At 73.5% G+C, this 17,928-nt stretch carries 11 protein-coding genes; 1 reads left to right on the top strand and 10 read right to left on the bottom strand.

Annotated elements, in window-relative coordinates; all coding sequences use genetic code 11:
* The coding region (locus tag ACFY01_RS30125; RefSeq protein ID WP_390738912.1) for a condensation domain-containing protein at positions 1–1,646 on the bottom strand (1,646 nt) is incomplete at its 3' end.
* Positions 1,647–1,711: 65 nt separating this feature from the next.
* Positions 1,712–2,749, bottom strand: a complete 1,038-nt coding sequence (gene sbnA / locus ACFY01_RS30130; RefSeq protein ID WP_390738913.1) for a 2,3-diaminopropionate biosynthesis protein SbnA — start codon at positions 2,747–2,749, stop codon at positions 1,712–1,714.
* A gap of 273 nt (positions 2,750–3,022) precedes the next feature.
* Here sbnA and ACFY01_RS30135 point away from each other — a divergent pair, with 273 nt between their 5' ends.
* Positions 3,023–10,276 carry an amino acid adenylation domain-containing protein gene (locus ACFY01_RS30135; RefSeq protein WP_390738914.1) on the top strand — a complete coding sequence of 2,418 codons (7,254 nt, stop codon included), beginning with the start codon at positions 3,023–3,025 and terminating at the stop codon, positions 10,274–10,276.
* A gap of 75 nt (positions 10,277–10,351) precedes the next feature.
* Here the strand turns inward: ACFY01_RS30135 and ACFY01_RS30140 are convergent, their stop codons facing one another.
* From ACFY01_RS30140 to ACFY01_RS30175, 8 genes are all read right to left on the bottom strand, one after another.
* Complete coding sequence (locus ACFY01_RS30140; protein ID WP_390738915.1) at positions 10,352–11,029, bottom strand: BTAD domain-containing putative transcriptional regulator; 678 nt, start codon at positions 11,027–11,029, stop codon at positions 10,352–10,354.
* Between the two features lie 221 nt (positions 11,030–11,250).
* On the bottom strand, positions 11,251–11,502 hold the full coding sequence (locus ACFY01_RS30145; RefSeq protein ID WP_390738916.1) for a response regulator transcription factor: 252 nt from the start codon (positions 11,500–11,502) through the stop codon (positions 11,251–11,253).
* Between the two features lie 318 nt (positions 11,503–11,820).
* A complete protein-coding gene (locus tag ACFY01_RS30150; RefSeq protein WP_390738917.1) occupies positions 11,821–14,016 on the bottom strand; it encodes an MMPL family transporter in 2,196 nt (731 codons plus the stop codon).
* 160 nt (positions 14,017–14,176) lie between these two features.
* Positions 14,177–14,911 (bottom strand): 4'-phosphopantetheinyl transferase family protein, encoded by a 735-nt coding sequence (locus ACFY01_RS30155; protein WP_390738918.1) that lies wholly within the window; start codon positions 14,909–14,911, stop codon positions 14,177–14,179.
* A 2-nt stretch (positions 14,912–14,913) separates the two neighbouring features.
* On the bottom strand, positions 14,914–16,074 hold the full coding sequence (locus ACFY01_RS30160) for an acyl-CoA dehydrogenase family protein (protein WP_390738919.1): 1,161 nt from the start codon (positions 16,072–16,074) through the stop codon (positions 14,914–14,916).
* Positions 16,071–16,775 (bottom strand): hypothetical protein, encoded by a 705-nt coding sequence (locus tag ACFY01_RS30165; protein WP_390738920.1) that lies wholly within the window; start codon positions 16,773–16,775, stop codon positions 16,071–16,073. Before ACFY01_RS30165 ends, ACFY01_RS30160 begins: the two co-directional genes overlap by 4 nt.
* The gene (locus ACFY01_RS30170) at positions 16,750–17,643 is read right to left on the bottom strand and encodes a hypothetical protein (RefSeq protein WP_390738921.1); all 894 of its coding nucleotides are present in this window, start codon (positions 17,641–17,643) and stop codon (positions 16,750–16,752) included. Before ACFY01_RS30170 ends, ACFY01_RS30165 begins: the two co-directional genes overlap by 26 nt.
* A 2-nt stretch (positions 17,644–17,645) precedes the next feature.
* The gene (locus ACFY01_RS30175) at positions 17,646–17,927 is read right to left on the bottom strand and encodes an acyl carrier protein (RefSeq protein ID WP_390738922.1); all 282 of its coding nucleotides are present in this window, start codon (positions 17,925–17,927) and stop codon (positions 17,646–17,648) included.
* Position 17,928 lies beyond the last annotated feature (1 nt).

A 17,928-nucleotide genomic window follows, 5' to 3' on the forward strand; every position in this document is an offset into this window, starting at 1 on the left:
GGATCCAGCGGAAGGTACGCGCCACCCGCACCCAGCACACCCAGCACACCCGCGACGAACGACACCCCGGGATCGGCCAGCATCGCCACCACGGAGCCCCGGGTGAGGCCGGCCTCGGTGAGGCGGGCGGCGACGGCGGCGGCGCGGGACAGCAGCTCGCGGTAGGTCGCGCTGTCCCGGCCGTCGGTCACGGCGATCGCGTCGGGGGTGCGGGCGGCCACCTCACGGACCCGTTCGACCAGGCCCTCGTAGCCGTCGCGCTCGGCCGCCCGGTCCCAGGAGCCGAGCAGGGCGAGGCGCTCACCGGGGGCGCCCAGCCCGATGCGGCCGAGGGGCTGCTCGGCGGGGGCCTCGGCGAGGGCGGTCAGGAAGGACGTGAACCGGGCGAGGTGGACGGCGAGCTCCTCCTCGTCGTACAGCTCGGGGTTGCCGTCGAAGTGGATCTCCAGGGTGCCGTCGGCGGTGTTGAGGACGTTGATGATGAGGTCGTTGACGATGCCGGTGGAGATGTTGACCACCGTGCCGTGGCAGCCGTCGCCGAAGGCGAGCTCCGGGTCCTGGTCGAGGACGTTGATGAACGGGCCGAAGGGGCGCCGGTCGTCGGTGCGCAGCCCGATGTCGCGGCGGACGCGGTCACCGCGGTAGCGCTGGTGCCTGAGGGCGTTCGACACCTCTCGCCAGGCCCGGCGCAGCAGCTGGGAGCGGGTCATCTCGGGGCGGACCCGCAGGGCGAGCGGCAGGTAGTTGGCGAGCATGCCGGGGATCTCGCGGCTGACCGCGCCGACCCGGCCGGTCACCGGCAGGGTGAGCAGCGGCTCGGACACCCCGGTCGTCCGCTGGGTGTAGGCGGCGGCCGCGGCGACCATCATCACGGGCAGGGTGACCTTGCCCTCCCGGGCGAGTTCGCGCAGCGCCCCGGTGGCCGTCTCCGACAGCCGGGCGGTGCGCCGCAGACAGGCGCGTCCCGGGGCGGGCTGCCGGTCGGAGAGCGACACCAGCTCGGGCACGGACCCGTCGGCGCCGGAGGTGAGCCGCTCGGTCCAGTAGGCGCGGTCGCGCTCGACCCGGGCGGACGCCAGGTAGCTCTGTTCGGCGTCCAGCAGCGCCTGGAAGGGCGGCATGGCGGCGGCGTCCAGGGCCGCCCCGTCCGTGCCGGCGGCGAGACGGGCGTACAGCTCGGCGAGCTTCGGGTAGAGCAGGGAGCGGCTGTAGCCGTCGGCGAGGATGTGGTGCATGCACAGGTAGAGCAGGTGGTGCTCGTCGGTGAGCCTGATGAGCGCCCCGCGGAACAGCGGGAAGTCGGTGACCTTCAGGGGGTTGCCGTGGTCGGCGCGCATCCACTGCTCGGCGGCGGCGAGCGGCTCGGCCTCCGTGGAGAAGTCGAGGGTCTTGAGGGGGACTCGGGCGAGCGGGCGGACGATCTGGCCCGGGGCTCCGTCCTCCTCCACGAACTGCACGCGCAGCCCCTCGGCCTCATGGCTGAGCCGGGTCAGCGCCCGGTCCAGCAGGCCGGGGTCCAGCGGGCCGCGCAGGTCGAGGTAGTCGGCCATGTTGTAGGCGAGCGGTCCGGTGGTGAACTGCTCGTCGAACCAGATCTCCGCCTGCGCCGCCGTGAGCGGAAGGACGGCACCTCGGTTCGTCGTCATCTCTTTGCTCCCCGTCGTTTTCAGCTTCAGCCCCGCTCCGCTCCCCAGGCGCCCGGGGAGGAACGTCAGTTGGTCAGCGCCCCGAGTCCGGCGGCGAACCCTGCCGGGAAGGCTTCGGTGCCGGTGTCGTCGCTCAGGCCGTCCGGGCCGAACGCGTCCCGGACCCACTCGTCGTGGTAGATCGTCTCCATGTAGCGCTCGCCGAGGTCCGGCGAGATCGTCACGGCGGTCACCCGCTCACGGACGCCCCCGGCGCCGTCGCCGTAGTGCTCCGTCAGCCAGCGCAGGGCTCCGGTGACCGCGGTTCCCGTCGAGCCGCCGAAGGAGTAGCCGTGGCGCATCAGCCGGCGGCAGGTACGCACGGTCGCCGCCTCCGGCACATGGACCACGGCGTCGACCAGGGAGGCGTCCAGCAGGGGCGGGCGCACACTGGTGCCCAGGCCGGGGATGTGCCGGGTGGCCGGCGGACCGCCGAAGGTGACCGAGCCGACGCTGTCCACGGCGACCACCCGCACCGAGGGCCGCCGCTCACGGAAGTAGCGGGCGCAGCCCATCAGCGTGCCGGTGGTGCCCGCGCCGACGAACAGCACGTTCAGGTCGGGGAACTGGCGGGCCACGGCGGGCGCGGTGGTGCGGTAGTGGGCCATCCAGTTGCCCGGGCTGAGGTACTGGTTGAGCCAGACCCTCTTGTCGTCGTCCGCCAGCAGCGCCTTGACGTGGCGGATGCGCGCCCCGAGGAAGCCCTCGGTCTCGTGCGGCTCGGTGATGACGTGGACCTCGGCGCCCAGCGACTCCATCGTGCGCCGGGTGACGGCGTTGCAGCGGGAGTCCGTCACGCACAGGAAGCGGAAGCCGCGGCTCGCGGCGAGCACGGCCAGCGCGACACCCATGTTCCCGGAGGAGGACTCGACCAGCGTCGAGCCGGGACCGAGCACACCGGCGGCCTCCGCCTGCGCGATCATCTCGCGGGCCGCCTTCAACTTGATGGATCCGGCGAAGTTGAATCCCTCGACCTTCAAGAAGAGGCGGTGCCCGAAGAGCGGTTGCAGATTCACGAAGAGGTCACTGACGTCGAATTCATGCGACGCGGATATAACCGGCACTGGGACTCCTGGCCTTCGGCAACGAATTAGCCTCGTCGGCAAGCCTGTCGCCGGGCGCTGACGACGTGCTGACGGGCTACTGACGGGGCGGGTGTCCACCGGAAGCGGCAGGTGAGCCGTCCGGAGCGGGCCGGTGCCGCGTCAGCGGGCCGTCAGCTGCCGGTCAGTTGAGCGTCAGTGGTGTGGGAAATCGTCGTCCAGTCGGAATTCCCGTCCCGTCGCGGCAGCACACTTTCGCCGTGGACCACCCAGCTGTTCCGTGAGGAGCACGGCTTGAATCGGCCATCCCGCATCAGTGAAATCCTTCCGCTGTCGCCGCTGCAACAGGGGCTGCTCTTTCTTTCGCAGTACGACCGCGACGGGGCGGACGTCTACACCCTGCAACTGGTGGTCGACCTCGCGGACCTGACCGACGCCGGGGCCACGTCCCTGCGCCGGGCGGCGGCGGCCCTGCTCGAGCGGTACCCCAATCTCAACGCCTGCTTCCGGCACCGCGGGAACGGCGAGGCGATCCAGGTGATACCGACGTCGGTGGCGCTGCCGTGGCGGGAGATCCAGGCCGACGGCGCGGACTTCGAGCGGCTCGCGGAGGAGGACCGGCTGAGCCGCTTCGACCTGTCCCGGCCGCCCCTGCACCGCTTCACCCTGCTGCGCGCCGGGGACGGCCGGGCGCGCCTGGTGTGGACGGTGCACCACATCCTGGCCGACGGCTGGTCCATGACGACGCTCACCCGGGAACTGGCCGAGCTGGCCGCCGGCCCGGACGGCACGACGTCTCCGCCGGAACCCCGGGGCACCGAGGAGCCCCCGGCCTACCGCGGCCACCTCTCCTGGCTCTCCGCCCAGGACAAGGAAGCGGCCCGGGAGGCATGGGCCCGGGCCCTCGCCGGGGTGACGGAGCCGACGAGACTCGTGCCGACCGCCAGCGTGAACCCGGCCGCGACACCGACCGACGCCCTGCCCGCCCGAGCCGACGCCCCCGTCGCCCCCTCCCTCCCCGCCCGCGCCGGCGCCCTGCCCGCCCGGGTCGACGTCCCCGTCGCTCCCTCCCTCCCCGCGGCCCTGGACTCCTTCGCCCGCTCCCGCGGCCTGACCGTCAACGCCGTGGTCCAGGGCTGCTGGGCGCTGCTGCTGTCCCGGCTGACCGGCCAGGAGACGGTGCTGTTCGGCGCGGTGACCTCGGGCCGGCCCGCCCACCTGGCCGGCGTGGAGCGGATGGTCGGCCTGTTCGCCAACACGCTGCCCGTCCGGGTCGACGTGGATCCGCGGCTGACCCCGGCCGAGCTGTTCGCCCGCATCCAGGGCGAGCGCGGCGACCTGCTGCCGCACGAGCACCTCACCCTGGCCGAGGTCCAGCAGCTCACGCCGGTGCGCGGCGAACTGTTCGACACCGCGCTGATGTTCCAGAACTACCCGATGGGACGACCGCCGCTCACCGGCGACCCGGCGACCCCGGCCGACGGGCCCCGCGTCACGGGCGCCGACATCAGGTCCGCCACCCACTACCCCCTGTCCCTCACCGTGTTCCCCGGCGACCCCTTCGGCCTGGCGGTCGACCACCTGCCCGCCCGGGTGGAGCGCGCCCGGGCCGAGGCGATCGGCCGACAGCTCGCCCGGCTGCTGGAGGCGGCCGTGAGCCGCCCCGACGAGCCCTGCGGCCGTCTCGACGTGCTCTCCCCGGACGAGCTGACGGCCCGCGTCGACGACCGCAACCGCACCGGCGACGGTCCGTCCGCGACCTGGCTCGCCCCCCTGCTGTCCGACCGGGCGGAACGCACCCCCGACGCCCCGGCCGTCTCCTGCGGCGGGGAACGCCTCACCCACCGCGAACTGCACGCCCGCGCCGACCGGCTGGCCGCCGCCCTGCGCGGGGCGGGCGCGGGACCGGAGCGGGTGGTGGCCCTCGCCCTGGACCGCTCCTGCGACCTCGTCGTGGCGGCCCTGGCCGTCCTCAAGAGCGGCGCCGCCTATCTGCCCCTCGACCCCGACTACCCGGCCGACCGGCTGCGTCACATGCTCACCGACGCGGCGCCCGTCGTCACCCTCACCCACCGCCGTGTCCACGCCCTGCTCGGCGAGGCCCTGACGACGGAGCACGGCCCGCTGTGGGTCCTCGACGGCGAGGAGTCCCCGTACTACGACAGCGACGCGTACGACAGCGGCACGCACGACGGCGGCACGCACGCGGCGCGGGCCCCGCACGGCGACCATCCCGCCTACGTCATCTACACCTCCGGCTCCACCGGCCGCCCCAAGGGCGTCGTCGTCCCGCACGCCGCTCTGGTCAACCTCGTCGAGGACATGGTGCGGCGCTTCGACGTGACGGCCCGCGACCGGTTCCTGGCGGTGACGACCTTCGGCTTCGACATCGCCAACCTGGAGCTGTTCGTCCCCCTGCACGCCGGCGCCGAACTGCTCCTCGCCGACCGGGAGACGGTGCGTGACCCGGCCGCGCTGGCCGCTGCCGTCACCGGGTCCGGCGCGACCCTGATGCAGGCCACGCCCAGCCTCTGGCAGACGCTCACCGCGGAGCACGCTCCCGCGCTGGCCGGCGTACGGGCGCTGGTGGGCGGTGAGGCGCTGCCCGCGCCGCTGGCCTCCGCGCTCGTCGCCCACTGCGCGTCCGTGACCAACGTCTACGGTCCGACGGAGACGACGATCTGGTCCACGGCCGCCCGGCTGACCCCGGCGCACGGAGAGAACGCACCGCCACCCATCGGGGGCCCCATAGCGGCCACCCGGGTCTACGTCCTGGACGGTGCCCTGCGCCCCGTGCCCGACGGCTGCTTCGGCGAGCTGTACATCGCCGGCGCCGGGCTCGCCCGCGGATACCTCAACCGGCCGGGTCTGACCGCGGAACGCTTCGTCGCCGACCCCTTCGGCCCGCCCGGCACCCGTATGTACCGCACCGGTGACGTGGTGCGCTGGGACGCGGGCGGCACGGCCCTGGACTACGCGGGCCGCAGTGACCACCAGGTGAAGATCCGCGGCCACCGCATCGAGCTCGGCGAGATCGAGTCCGTCCTCGGTGCGCAGCCCGGCGTCGAGCGGGCCGTCGTCACCGCCCGCACCGACCACGGCGGGGAGACCCGCCTGGTCGCCTATGTCGTACCGGCAGGGACCAACCGCGACCGGCTGCGGGAGCGCGCGTCCGCGGTGCTGCCCAAGCACATGGTCCCTGCCGTGTACGTATCTCTCGACGCGCTGCCGCTGACTCCGAACGGCAAGGTCGACCGCAAGGCGCTGCCCGCCCCCGCCGAGGACCGGCCGGGGACGGGACGGGCACCGACGGGGGAGTACGAGCGGAAGCTGTGCGCGGTCTTCGCCGAGGTGCTCGACCGCCCGCGGGTCGGCGCGGACGACGACTTCTTCGCCCTGGGCGGCCACTCGCTGTCCGCGATCAAGGTCGTCAACCGGCTCCGTGCCGAGCTGGGCGTGGACGTCCCCGTCCGCGTCCTGTTCGACGCCCGCACCGCCGAGGCCCTGGCCCGGGCCCTGCCCGCCTCCGCCGCGGACGCCACCCGTCCGCCCCTGCGCGCGGCACCGCACCGGCCGGCGTCGGCACCCCTGTCGTACGCGCAGGAACGGCTGTGGTTCCTCAACCGGATCGACGGGGTGTCCGGCGCCTACAACATCCCGCTCGCCGTGCGGCTGACCGGGCCGCTGGACGGTGCGGCGATGGCCGCCGCGGTACGGGACCTCGTGGACCGGCACGAGAGTCTGCGGACGGTGTTCGCGGAGGCCGACGGACTGCCCTCGCAGGTGGTCCTGTCCGCCGCGGAGGCGGACGGTGCCGGCGCCCGGCTGGAGACCTTCCCCGTCGCCGACGGGACGGCGCTGGCCGAGGCGCTCGCCGAGGAGGCCGCCCGGCCCTTCGACCTGGCCGCCCAGGTCCCGCTGCGCGCCCGGCTGTTCGAGCTCGGGCCCGACGAGCGGGTGCTGGCGCTGACCGTGCACCACATCGCCGCCGACGGCTGGTCCCTCGGCCCGCTCGCCCACGACCTCACCACCGCCTACCGGGCCAGGCTCGACGGCCGGCCCCCGCGCTGGGCGCCGCTGCCGGTGCAGTACACCGACTACGCCCGCTGGCAGCGTGACCTGCTCGGCTCCAAGGACGATCCGAACAGCCTGCTGACCTCTGAACTCGCGCACTGGCGCGAGGTGTTGGCGGGAATACCCGAGGAACTGGAGCTGCCCGCCGACTTCCCGCGTCCGGCTCGCGCCGGCCTGCGGGGCGGCACCGTCGCCCGCACCGTGGACGCCGGCACCCACGTCCGGCTGGCCGAGCTGGCGGGCAACGGCGGGGCCAGCCTCTTCATGGCCGTACAGGCCGGGCTGGCCGCGCTGCTGACCAGGCTCGGCGCCGGCACCGACATCCCGCTGGGCAGCCCTGTCGCGGGCCGCACCGACGACGCGCTGCGCGATCTGGTCGGCTGCTTCGTCAACACGCTGGTGCTGCGCACCGACACCGCGGGCGACCCGTCGTTCACCGGGCTGCTGGCCCGGGTGCGCGAGACGGACCTGACCGCGTACGCACACTCCGAGGTACCTTTCGAGCACCTCGTCGACGAGCTGAAGCCGGTGCGGTCGCTGGCCCGCCAGCCCCTGGTCCAGGTGGTCCTGGCATTCCGCGACGCGGCCGACGCGCTGCCCGCCCCGGAGGGGCTGCGTACCTCGGTGGAGCCGGTCGACACCCGCACCGCCAAGTTCGACCTGTCCTTCGAGGTGACCGAGCGCCGGACCCCCGACGGTGTCCCGGACGGCCTGGAGGTCCTGCTGGAGTACAGCGCGGACCTGTTCACCGAGGCGACCGCCGACCGTCTCGCGGGCGCCCTCACCACCCTGCTGGCCTCGGCCGCCCGCACCCCCGACGCCCCGCTGAGCGCCCTCGACCTGCTCACCTCCGACGAGCGGGACGCGCTGCTGACCGGACGGCACGGCCGGCACCGCCCGCGGCCCCCGGCCACCCTGACGTCCCTGTTCGAGGCCCACGCCGGCGCCGCCCCCGACCACCCGGCGCTGATCGTCCCGGACGGCACTGGACCGGGCGGAACTGGACCGGGCGGAACTGGACCGGGCGGAACCGCACCGCTGACCTACGAGGAGCTCGACGCCGACGCCAACCGGCTCGCCCGGCTGCTCATCCGGCGCGGAGTCGGTCCGGGCGACGTGGTGGCCCTGGCGCTGCCCCGGTCCGCCGCGACCGTCGTGGCGCTGCTCGCGGTGTGGAAGGCCGGCGCGGCCTACGTGCCCGTCGACCCCGACTACCCCGCCGAACGCATCGCGTACATGCTGGCCGACGCCTCCCCGGTCACGGTGCTCACCCGTGCCGACACCGCCGGACGACTGCCGCGGACCGGGTCCGCACCGCTGGTCCTGGACTCCCCGGAGACACTGGCCGAGCTGCGCCGCACACCCGCCGCGGCCCCCACCGACGACGACCGCGTCCGTCCGCTCACCCCGGCGGACCCCGCCTACGTCATCTACACCTCCGGCTCCACCGGCCGGCCCAAGGGCGTCGCCGTGCCGCACGCGGGAGCGGCGAACCTGGCCGCCAACCAGCGCGCGCACCTGGGGACCGGGCCCGGCACCCGGGCGCTCCAGTTCGCGTCCTTCAGCTTCGACGCCAGCGTGTGGGAACTGTGCGCCTCCCTGCTCGCGGGCGGCACCCTCGTGCTCGCCACCGCCGACAGCCGGCTCTCCGCCCCGCTGCTGGCCGAGCTGATCGCCGCTCACCGGGTCAACCACGCCATCCTGCCGCCGACGGTCGCCGCCGGCTTCCCCGACCCGGCCGCCCTGCCGGACGACCTCACCCTGATCGTCGGCGGGGAGGCGTGCCCGCCCGCCCTGGTCGAGCGCATCGCCCCGCACGTGCGGCTGCACAACGCCTACGGCCCGACCGAGGCCTCGGTCGCGGCGACCTGGAGCGACCCGCTCACGCCGGGCGGGCGCCCGCCGATCGGCCGCCCGCTGGACAACTTCCGCGTCTACGTCCTGGACGCGGCCCTCTCCCCGGTGCCGGTCGGCGTCACCGGCGAGCTGTACCTGGCCGGCCCCGGCCTCGCCCACGGCTATCTGGGCCGCCCCGGCACCAGCGCGGAACGCTTCGTCGCCGACCCCCACGGCGCCCCAGGCACCCGCATGTACCGCACCGGCGACCTGGTCCGCCCGCGCGCCGACGGCGCCCTCGACTACGTGGGCCGCGCCGACCACCAGATCAAGCTGCGCGGCTTCCGCATCGAACCGGGGGAGATCGAGGCGGCCCTCGGCAGGCACCCGGTGATCGACCAGGCCGCGGTCGTGCTCACCCGGACCTCCACCGGCGCGTCCCAGCTCACCGGTTACGTGGTGCCCGTCCCCGGGGTCGCCGCCGTCGACGTGCCCGTCCTGCGGGACTTCGTCGGTGAACGGCTGCCCGCGCACATGGTGCCGACCGCGCTGGTGACCCTGTCCGCGCTGCCGCTGACCCCCAACGGCAAGCTCGACGTGCGCGCACTGCCCGCGCCGGACGCGCCGGCCCCCGCCGGCCAGGGGGGCCGCGCCCCGGACACGCCCGCCGAACGCATCGTCGCCGAGGCCTTCGCGGAGGTCCTCGGCCTCGAACGGGTCGACGCCGACGGGGACTTCTTCGCCCTGGGCGGGGACAGCCTGCGCTCCGTGCAGATCGTGGGCCGCGCCGCCAAGTCCGGCCTCACCCTCTCCCTCTCCGACGTCTTCACCCACCGCACGGTGGCGGCGATAGCCGCGGCCGCCGCCCCGACCGCTGCCCCGGCCCCGGGCGAGGCGGCGGCCGCACTGAGCGGGGCGGCCGGCCCCGGGGCCCTCGCGCCGGTGCTCACGATCCGCCCCGGTGACGGGCCCGAGCCGTTGTTCTGCGTGCACGGAGGAGTGGGGTTCGGGCTGCCCTTCGCGGAACTCGCCGCGCACCTGCCTGCCGGGCGTGCCGTGTACGCGCTCCAGTCCGACGGGATCGCGGCCCCGGACGCCGCTGCCTGGGACCGGCCGCGAGACGTGCGCTCCCTGGCCACCCGGTATGTCGAGCGGCTGCGCCGGGTGCGGCCGAGCGGGCCGTACCGGCTGCTGGGCTGGTCGTTCGGCGGCCTGGTCGCGCACGAGATGGCGGTGCAGCTCGAGGCGGCGGGCGAGCGGGTGGCGGCCCTGACGGTCCTGGACGCCTTTCCCGTGCGCGCCGACGATCCCGACCCCACCGACGAGGAGATCCGCGAGGCGTTCCTGAAGCACCACGCCCGCGGCCTCACACTCGCCGAGCGCGACCTGGACCTGCTGATGGCGGTCATGCGCCACCACACCGACATCGCCCGCCGGTTCACCCCCAGGCGGTTCGCCGGGCCGTTGACGCTGTGCGTCGCCGCCCACGAGGAGCGCACCGGGCGGGCCGGTCTCGCCGAACGCTGGCGGCCCCATCTGGAGGGCGAGCTCACGGTCCATCAAGTGCCGTGCGGTCACGAGGAGATGCTCGGCCGGGACGCCGCCCGGAGGATCTCGGCACTGATCGAACGGGACTGATCCTGACCCGGCACGAAGGCGCCGGCGGCTTGTGGAAAGCCGCCGGCGCCCTGGTACTGCCGTCCTCCTGAACCGTCACAGGGAGGGGTCCTGCATCAGGATCGCCTGATACAGGGTGTGCAGTCTGCGGCTCGGCTGGAGTCCCAGCTCCTCGTCGAGCCATCTCCGGGTGCGGTGGAAGATGTCGACGGCCTCGGACTGCCGTCCACAGCGGTACAGCGCGATCATCAACTGCTCGCTGAACCGCTCCCGTTCCGGATACTGCGCGAGCAGCTGCTTGAGCTCGGCCACGACGACCCCCGCCTCGCCGGCCCTGAGCTGCGCCTCGATGAGATCTTCCCGCGCGGTCTTGCGCTGTTCGTCCAGCCGCAGCGCCACGGCCCGGCATCTGGGCCCGTCGCTGACGTCGAGCAGGGCCGGGCCCCGCCACATCGCCAGGGACTCCCGCAGCACGTCCCTGGCCTCGAGCGGACGCTCGTTGACCAGGCCCGCCCCGCGTTCCGCCATCCGCAGGAAGCGGTGGGCGTCCAGGGCGTCGTCGGGTACGTCGAGCATGTACCCGTTGTCCACCGTGCGGATCAGGGTCTGGTCGGGGCCCTCCAGTCCGAGTTCGACCAGGGACTTGCGCATGCGTTTGACATTCGCCTGGAGAGCGTTGCGCGTGTTCTTGAGAGGTGCCTCACCCCACAGTTCGTCGATCAGCTCGTCGAAGGCGACCACCTGGCCGGCGTTGAGCGCCAGCATCGTGAGCATCACACGGACCTTCTTGGCCCGCAGACCCGCACTCCGGTGCCCGTCCCCCACCAGCAACGGCCCTAATATTGAAATGTAAACCAATTATCCTTCCCCACCTCTTTGGCCGGCCGCGGGAACCTGGTGTCAAGGCGGAAAACCGGCCTTGACGTCACGCGGCACAAACCGTCCAGTCCGACTCAGGGAAAAACTGAAGATGCCTGGAACCGATCAATTGTCAATCAGTTCTCGGTTGGCCGAAACTGTACCTTTGTACATAGCAGATGGGCCTGAGCGACCAAGCCGATTTGAAGCCGGGATTCCACTTCGAGTTTGGCCAGAATGCTGGCGACGTGGGCCTTCACCGTCCGTTCGGTCACATGCAACGCAACGGCGATGGCACGGTTCGACATCCCCGCGCCCAGCAGCTCGAAGACCTGTGTCTCCCGGCCGGAAAGCTCTCCCACTCTGGCGAGTTCCGCCTGCCAGAGCACGGTCGGCTCCTTGCTGTACGCATGCATAGGCCTGCCCCTCGATGGCCCGACTCCCCCGTCAACGACGGCCGGACGACATGGCTCGACCCAGGTACAGCGCCGTTTCGTCCCCCAACCGAACGCTCGTGTGAGTCTACAGCCGACGTCACGGCGGTCACAGGGAAAACAAACCGATCGACCGGCATTCACAGACTGGACATCTACGCCGGGGCAAGGCGGCGCGCGGGTGAACGACGACGGCCCCGGGAACAGGCCGAAACCTGTCCCTGGGGCCGTGCGGAGTACGCGGCTCGCACCGGTTCCCCGGCCGCGGTGCCGTCACATCACCGGTGCCTGCCCGGCCACCGAGGACGGCACGCTCACCGGGCGGCTCTCGTCCTGGTGCGCCAGGCGCGAAGGCCACCAGGTCTTCCACCCGAGCAGGGTCACCACCGACGGCAGGACCACGATCCGGATCAGCGTCGCGTCCAGCAGCACCGCGCAGGCCATCCCGACGCCCATCTGCTTCATCTCGATGAAGGACAGCGAGGCCAGCAGCGCGAACACGCTCACCATCACCACCGCCGCGCTGGTCACCACGCCCGCCGTACGCGTGATGCCCTGCTCCACGGCGTCCCGGATGCTCAGACCGCCACGCGCCGCCTCCCGGATCCGGCTGACCACGAAGACGTGGTAGTCCATCGACAGGCCCAGCAGGATCACGAAGAGCAGCAGCGGCAGCCAGGCCACCACCCGGCCCGTCGACTCGAAGTGCAGCAGGCCCTCCGCCCAGGTGTGCTGGAAGATCAGCGCGAGCAGACCGAACGAGGCCGCCGCCGACAGCACGTTGAGCACCACCGTGATCACCGCCAGCGTGACCGACCGGAACGCCAGCGCCATCACCAGGAAGGTCAGCAGCAACGCCACCCCGAGCACCCACGGCATCTTGTCCACGACGTTCGCGCGGTAGTCCACGTCGTACGCCACGTCACTGCCGCCCACCGCGTAGTCGGCGCCCCGCACCGCGCCGACCGTGGCCGGGGCGATGTCCTCGCGCAGCACGGTCAGGGACCGCTGCGCCTGCGCCGAGCTGCTGTTGAAACGGGTGCCCACGGCGATGGTGGCGACCGTGCCGTCCTTGGAGGTGCGCACCTGCGGCTTCGGCGTGTGCACGAACAGGTCGTCGCGTCCGGTGGCGTCGACCAGCTTCGCCACCGCCGTACGCAGCTGCCCCGTCCGGCCGGCGGGCACCTTCACCGCGACGACGTGCGTGTCCGCCTGGCTCGGGAAGGACTGCGTCAGCCGCTCGTAGGCCTGCATCGCGGGGATCGACCTGGGCAGGTCGTCGATGCCGGTGGCCTTCAGCTTCAGGCCCAGCGCGGGGGCGGCCAGGGCCAGCAGGGCTCCGACGGACAGCACCAGGGCGATCACCGGGTGGCGCAGGGACGGCTTGAGCATCACGGACCACAGCCGCGGCTTGCTGCCCATCCGCTGGGTCAGCCGCCACACCAGCGGCACCCGCGGCTTGTCCAGGTAGCGACCGAACTTCGACAGCATGGCCGGCAGCACGGTCAGCGAGGCCAGCATCGCGATGGCCACGACCAGCACCGCACCCGTGGCCATCGACTCGAAGGCGATGTGCCCGGCGAGGTAGAGGGCGCCCATGGAGACCATGACGACCAGGCCGGACACCATCACCGAGTGACCGGAGGTGGCCGCGGCGATCTCGATGGCGTCGATGTTGTTCGCGCCCAGCGCCCGCTCCTCACGCTGCCGCTTGAGGTAGAACAGCGAGTAGTCCACGCCGATGGCCATGCCCATCAGCACGATGATGTGGGTCACCGGGCCCGGGTCCGGCACCAGCTGGGAGGCGGCCCCCCACAGACCGAGCCCGGCGAGCACCGAGGAGATGCCCAGCAGCACGGGGATGCTCGCCGCGACCAGCGCACCGAAGACGAAGACCATCACCAGCAGCGTGACCGGCAGACTCAGCACCGTCGCCTTGCCCAGGTCCTTGTTGAGCATGTCGCCCAGCCCGGCCTTGATGGAGCCGGCGCCGACCAGCTCGACCCGTACGTCGGTGTGCGCGCCGCGGACCTTCGCCACCTTGTCCAGCAGCGGTTGCACCCGGGCGTCGGCGGTCTCGGGGTCACCGGACAGCGTCACCGGGACCAGCAGGGCGGAACCGTCCGGCGCCGGGACGGGATCGCCGACCGCGCTCACCCCCTTGGCGCCGCGCAGCGCGTCCGCGGCCTCACCGGCCGCCTTGCGGGCCGCGGCCTGGTCCAGACGGCCCGCGTAGGACGTGACGAGGATGTTCTCGACCGCGCGGGACTGAAGACCGCCGGCGCGGGCGATCGCCGCCTCCCGTCCCGACTGTCCGATGGCCAGGTCCGAGTCGGTGGCGGACCGGGTCCCGGTCACGCTGCCGAGCGCCAGCGCGCCGAGGACGAACACCGTCCACAGCGCCATCGCCCACCAGGGGTGGACGGCGCTCCAGCGAGCGGTCCTGGTGATCAGATTCCTGCCTGCCACGATCGCTTTCCCCTCCACGAAAGAAATACCCGGATTCACGGGACACGGGCCTGGCTTCTGATTTCTGCCCGGTACTCGCCGCATGCCCTGGGCAAAAACCTAATGACGCCCAGGCATGCGATCACGGGTACAAACGCTCCGGTTCGAGGGGGAGTTTTCTCTACTTGACACCCCGGCCGGTCCGCATCGTTCTCGGTGTAGGCGGAATTTGATACCACACTCGCATCGACAGGGAAAAGGGAGTGTCGCCGAGCAGTGCGACCGCTCCCGCGTACCCGCCGGAAAGCGGCACGTCGGCGACCCGCCAGGGCCCGGTGAGACCGCCCGGGCCGCCGCGCACCCGGGCCTGGCGGGTGCGGTGGGCCACGGGCAGGGCCATGCCCTCGGCGAGCCGGCCGCCCGCCGCCTTCACACACGCCTCCTTGCGCGTCCACAGCGCACCGAAGGCCTCCGGGCCGTCACGCTCCACCCACTCCCGTTCCCCCCGCGGGAAGAAACGACGGGCCAGCCGCCGCACGTCCAGCGTGGAGCGCAAGTGCTCCACGTCCACGCCGACCGGCCGTGACGCCAGCGCGAGAAGGGCCAGCTCACCGGAGTGCGACAAACTGAAGTGCGGCGCCCCGGGCACCGGAACCTCCGGCTTGCCCCAGGGGCCGCGGGTGAAGCGGACCGCCCCCGGCGGGCAGCGCAGCCGGTCGCCGAGGATGAACCGGGCGGCGGCGTGCGCGGTCACGAACCGGCGTCGCATCCCCGGTTCCCGGCCGAGAGCGGCCCGCGCCCGCTCACCGTCGTCCAGTACGTCCTCGTAGGAGGCCGGATACCCCTCCGGATCCCCGCAGGTGAGCGGAATCATCCAGACCTCCACCTCGGCCGCGTCGCCCCCGCGAACCGGCATCCTCAGCCCCGCCCCACTTTCCCGGTGTGCAGCCCCTGGAAGAGAGCGAGTTTCTGGATGTTCCGCGTTCCCTCCATGAACTCCACACCCCGCGCGTCCCGGGCGTACTTGTCCAGCAGCGGATGGTCGAGCCGGGCGCCGGGACCGAAGAGGCGCAGCGCCCCGAGCGTCACGTCCTCCGCCACCTCGCACGCGCGGGCCTTCGCCGCCGACGCCAGGTACCCCCCGCCCCGCCCCCGGTCCACCGCCCGCGCCGCCCGGTACGTCAGCGTCCGCGCGGCGTCGATGCGCCGCCCGAGCTCCTCGTAGGTCTCCCGCTCCGCCCCGCGCAGCGACCGCCGGTGCTCGGCGACGTACTCGTGGGCGGCGCGGGCGATGCCCAGCGCGATGGCGGCGACGCTCGGCCGCAGCCGGTCGAAGACGGCGACGATGCTCCACATGCCCCGCCGGGTGGGCGGCAGATGGGCGCCGAGCACCCGCTCGGCCGGCACCCGGACCCCCTCCAGGGTGATCCGGGTCAGCTGCGCGCCGCGCAGGCCCAGCGTCGGCAGCGGCTCCGCCTTGAAGCCGGGGTCGGCGGTGTCGACCAGCACGGCCAGCACCCCGAGCCGTTCGGTGCCGGCCACCCGCGCGAACACCGCGCCGACATCGGCGCGAGCCGCGTTGCCGATGTACCGCTTCTCACCGTCGAGGACATAGGAGCCGTCGCCGACCGGAGTGAGCGTGGCCGTCATCTCCCCGATGGCGGAGCCGCGTTCGGGCTCGGTCAGGGCGAAGCACGTCCAGCGGGGACGCTCGGCGAGCCGCCCGTACACCCAGTCGCGCTGCGCCTGACTGCCCAGCACCCCGAGCAGCACACCGCACATCGAGGCGCCGGGCGAGGCCAGCATCATCCCGGCGTCGCCGCGGGCGAGCTCCTCGCTCACCAGGACCCGCTCCAGCGTCGCAAGTCCGTGCGCGGGCCCCGCGCCGGCCTCCGGACCGGTGCGCTCCCAGCCGGGCGGCGTCTCGTGCCCGGCCAGGAACCGGATGGCCGGCAGGTCCAGGAAGGAATGGACGGCGTCCGGGTCCCGGTCCAGCTCCAGGGCGCCCGCCCGCAGATCGCCGGCCCAGCGGCGGACGTACGCGTGCGTGGTGGCGAGCCCGGCGGGCAGCCCGTTCACACGCCCTCCCCGCCGTAGACGTCGGCGAGCACCTCGGAGGCGTACGCGGCCGCGCCCGGGCCCTCCAGGGTGAAGCCATGGGCACCGAGCAGCCTCAGCAGGGCACGGTCCGCCCGGGTGATCTGCTCCTGGAGCCGCGCCACGGCCACCTCGTCCAGGGCGCCGGCCATCAGCTCGTCCAGGACGCCCTCGATCTCCAGGTGCTCGATCAGTACGTCGGCCAGCGCCCCCTTCACCATCTGCTGCATCAGCAGGGGACTGCCGTCCACCTGCCGGCCCGCGAGATGGGCCAGGCAGACCTCCCGCAGCTGCTCGGACATGCCCAGCCGCAGCCAGGCCAGCGCCGTGTTCCACACCGGGGCGGCGGGGGAGGGGCCGGCAGGGGCCGGCGGCTGTTCGTACGCGGCCGCGCGGGCGTCGGGGGCCAGCACGGCGAGGCCGGGCAGCCCGGCGCCCGCGGCCCCGTCACCCCGCCCGGCGCGGGCCGGCGCCTCCTCGGCCGCGCCGTCCCCGTCGGCCTCCATCGCCGCGAACTCCTCCAACAGCTCCCTGGGCAGGACGGCATGGCCGCGGGGACCGCGGGGCGGGGCCTTGGGGGACAGCGCCCGCATCAGCAGCGTCAGCGCCGGTACGAGACCGTCGGTGCGGGCGTTGTCCCGCGCCTGATGGCAGTGTTCACGCAGCTCGGCCGGAATCGTCATCGGCCCCCCTCTCCCCCAGGTCCAGCGTGCACAGGGCCAGCTGGTCCCGCGCACGGTCGTAGTCGGCCACGACGACCCGGCCGGCCGGGCCCGCGGTGTCTGTCAGGGCCGCCCACGGGCCGGTGCACGGCTGCCCCGGCTCCGCCACCGCGCGGGGCCCGGTGTGCGCCGGAAGCCGGGGGCCGTCGCCGGTCAGGCCGGTCCCCGTCACCGTCGCCACCGCCCGGTCCCAGTCGTCGAACAGCCGCGGCGACGGCTGCCCGTGCGCCATGCCCGCCACCGCGCCCGCGCCGCCGCCCCAGTGCAGCAGCAGCGCCACGGCGACGTCCGCGCGGACCTCGTCCTGCTCCTCGCGCGGCACGTCGAAGGGCTGCGTCCGCTGGTCCAGCGTCAGCAGCAGCAGACGGTGGAAGCCGCAGCGCCGGGCGTACTCGACGGCCACGCGCAGCGCGCTGAACGGGCCGAGCACACCCTGGTCGGACACGCCGAACGCGAGCGGCTCGCCCGGCAGCCGCCGCTTCACACAGGACGCGACCAGCTCCGCGTGGTCGATGTCCGGGGTCGCGTAGGCGACCACGGCCAGCTGGGGCGCGTCCTGCCCGGACAGCGGGCCCAGCGCGTCGAGCGCGCCGTACGCGAGCTCCACCGACGTGCGGCGCGGCTCGGCGGCGTAGCGCTCGGCCGCGAAACGCGCCCCGTACGGGGCGCCGAGGTCCCGGAAGAACGCCTCCAGCTCCGCGTCGGGCCGGTACCCGGCTCCCGGCCCCGTCGGCGCGTACCGGGCCGCCCGCACCACCCGGGGCACGCCCGCCGGCGCCTGCCCTGCCGCGCCGGCCGGGACGCGTACGGGCGCTGTCGTGCGGAACACGGTCAGGCGCTCGCTTCCGCCGCCACGAAGTCGGCGAGCGAGCCCACCGTCTCGAAGTGCGTCATCTCCAGGTCGTCGGCGTCGAACTGCACGTCGAGGATCTCCTCGACGGTGATCAGCAGCTCCAGCGCGCTGCTGGAGTCCAGGCCCAGTTCGTCGAAGAGCCGCACGCTCTCGGCGGCCTCGGAGACGTCCTTGTTCAGGACCTCGGTGAGGGCCTTGCGGACGGCGTCGACGTACCGTGCGCGCTCGGTGGCGTCCACGACTGCGGTGTTCTCGGTCACG

Origin of the sequence: Streptomyces sp. NPDC001480 (assembly GCF_042894725.1) — a bacterium.
Lineage (GTDB): Bacteria > Actinomycetota > Actinomycetes > Streptomycetales > Streptomycetaceae > Streptomyces.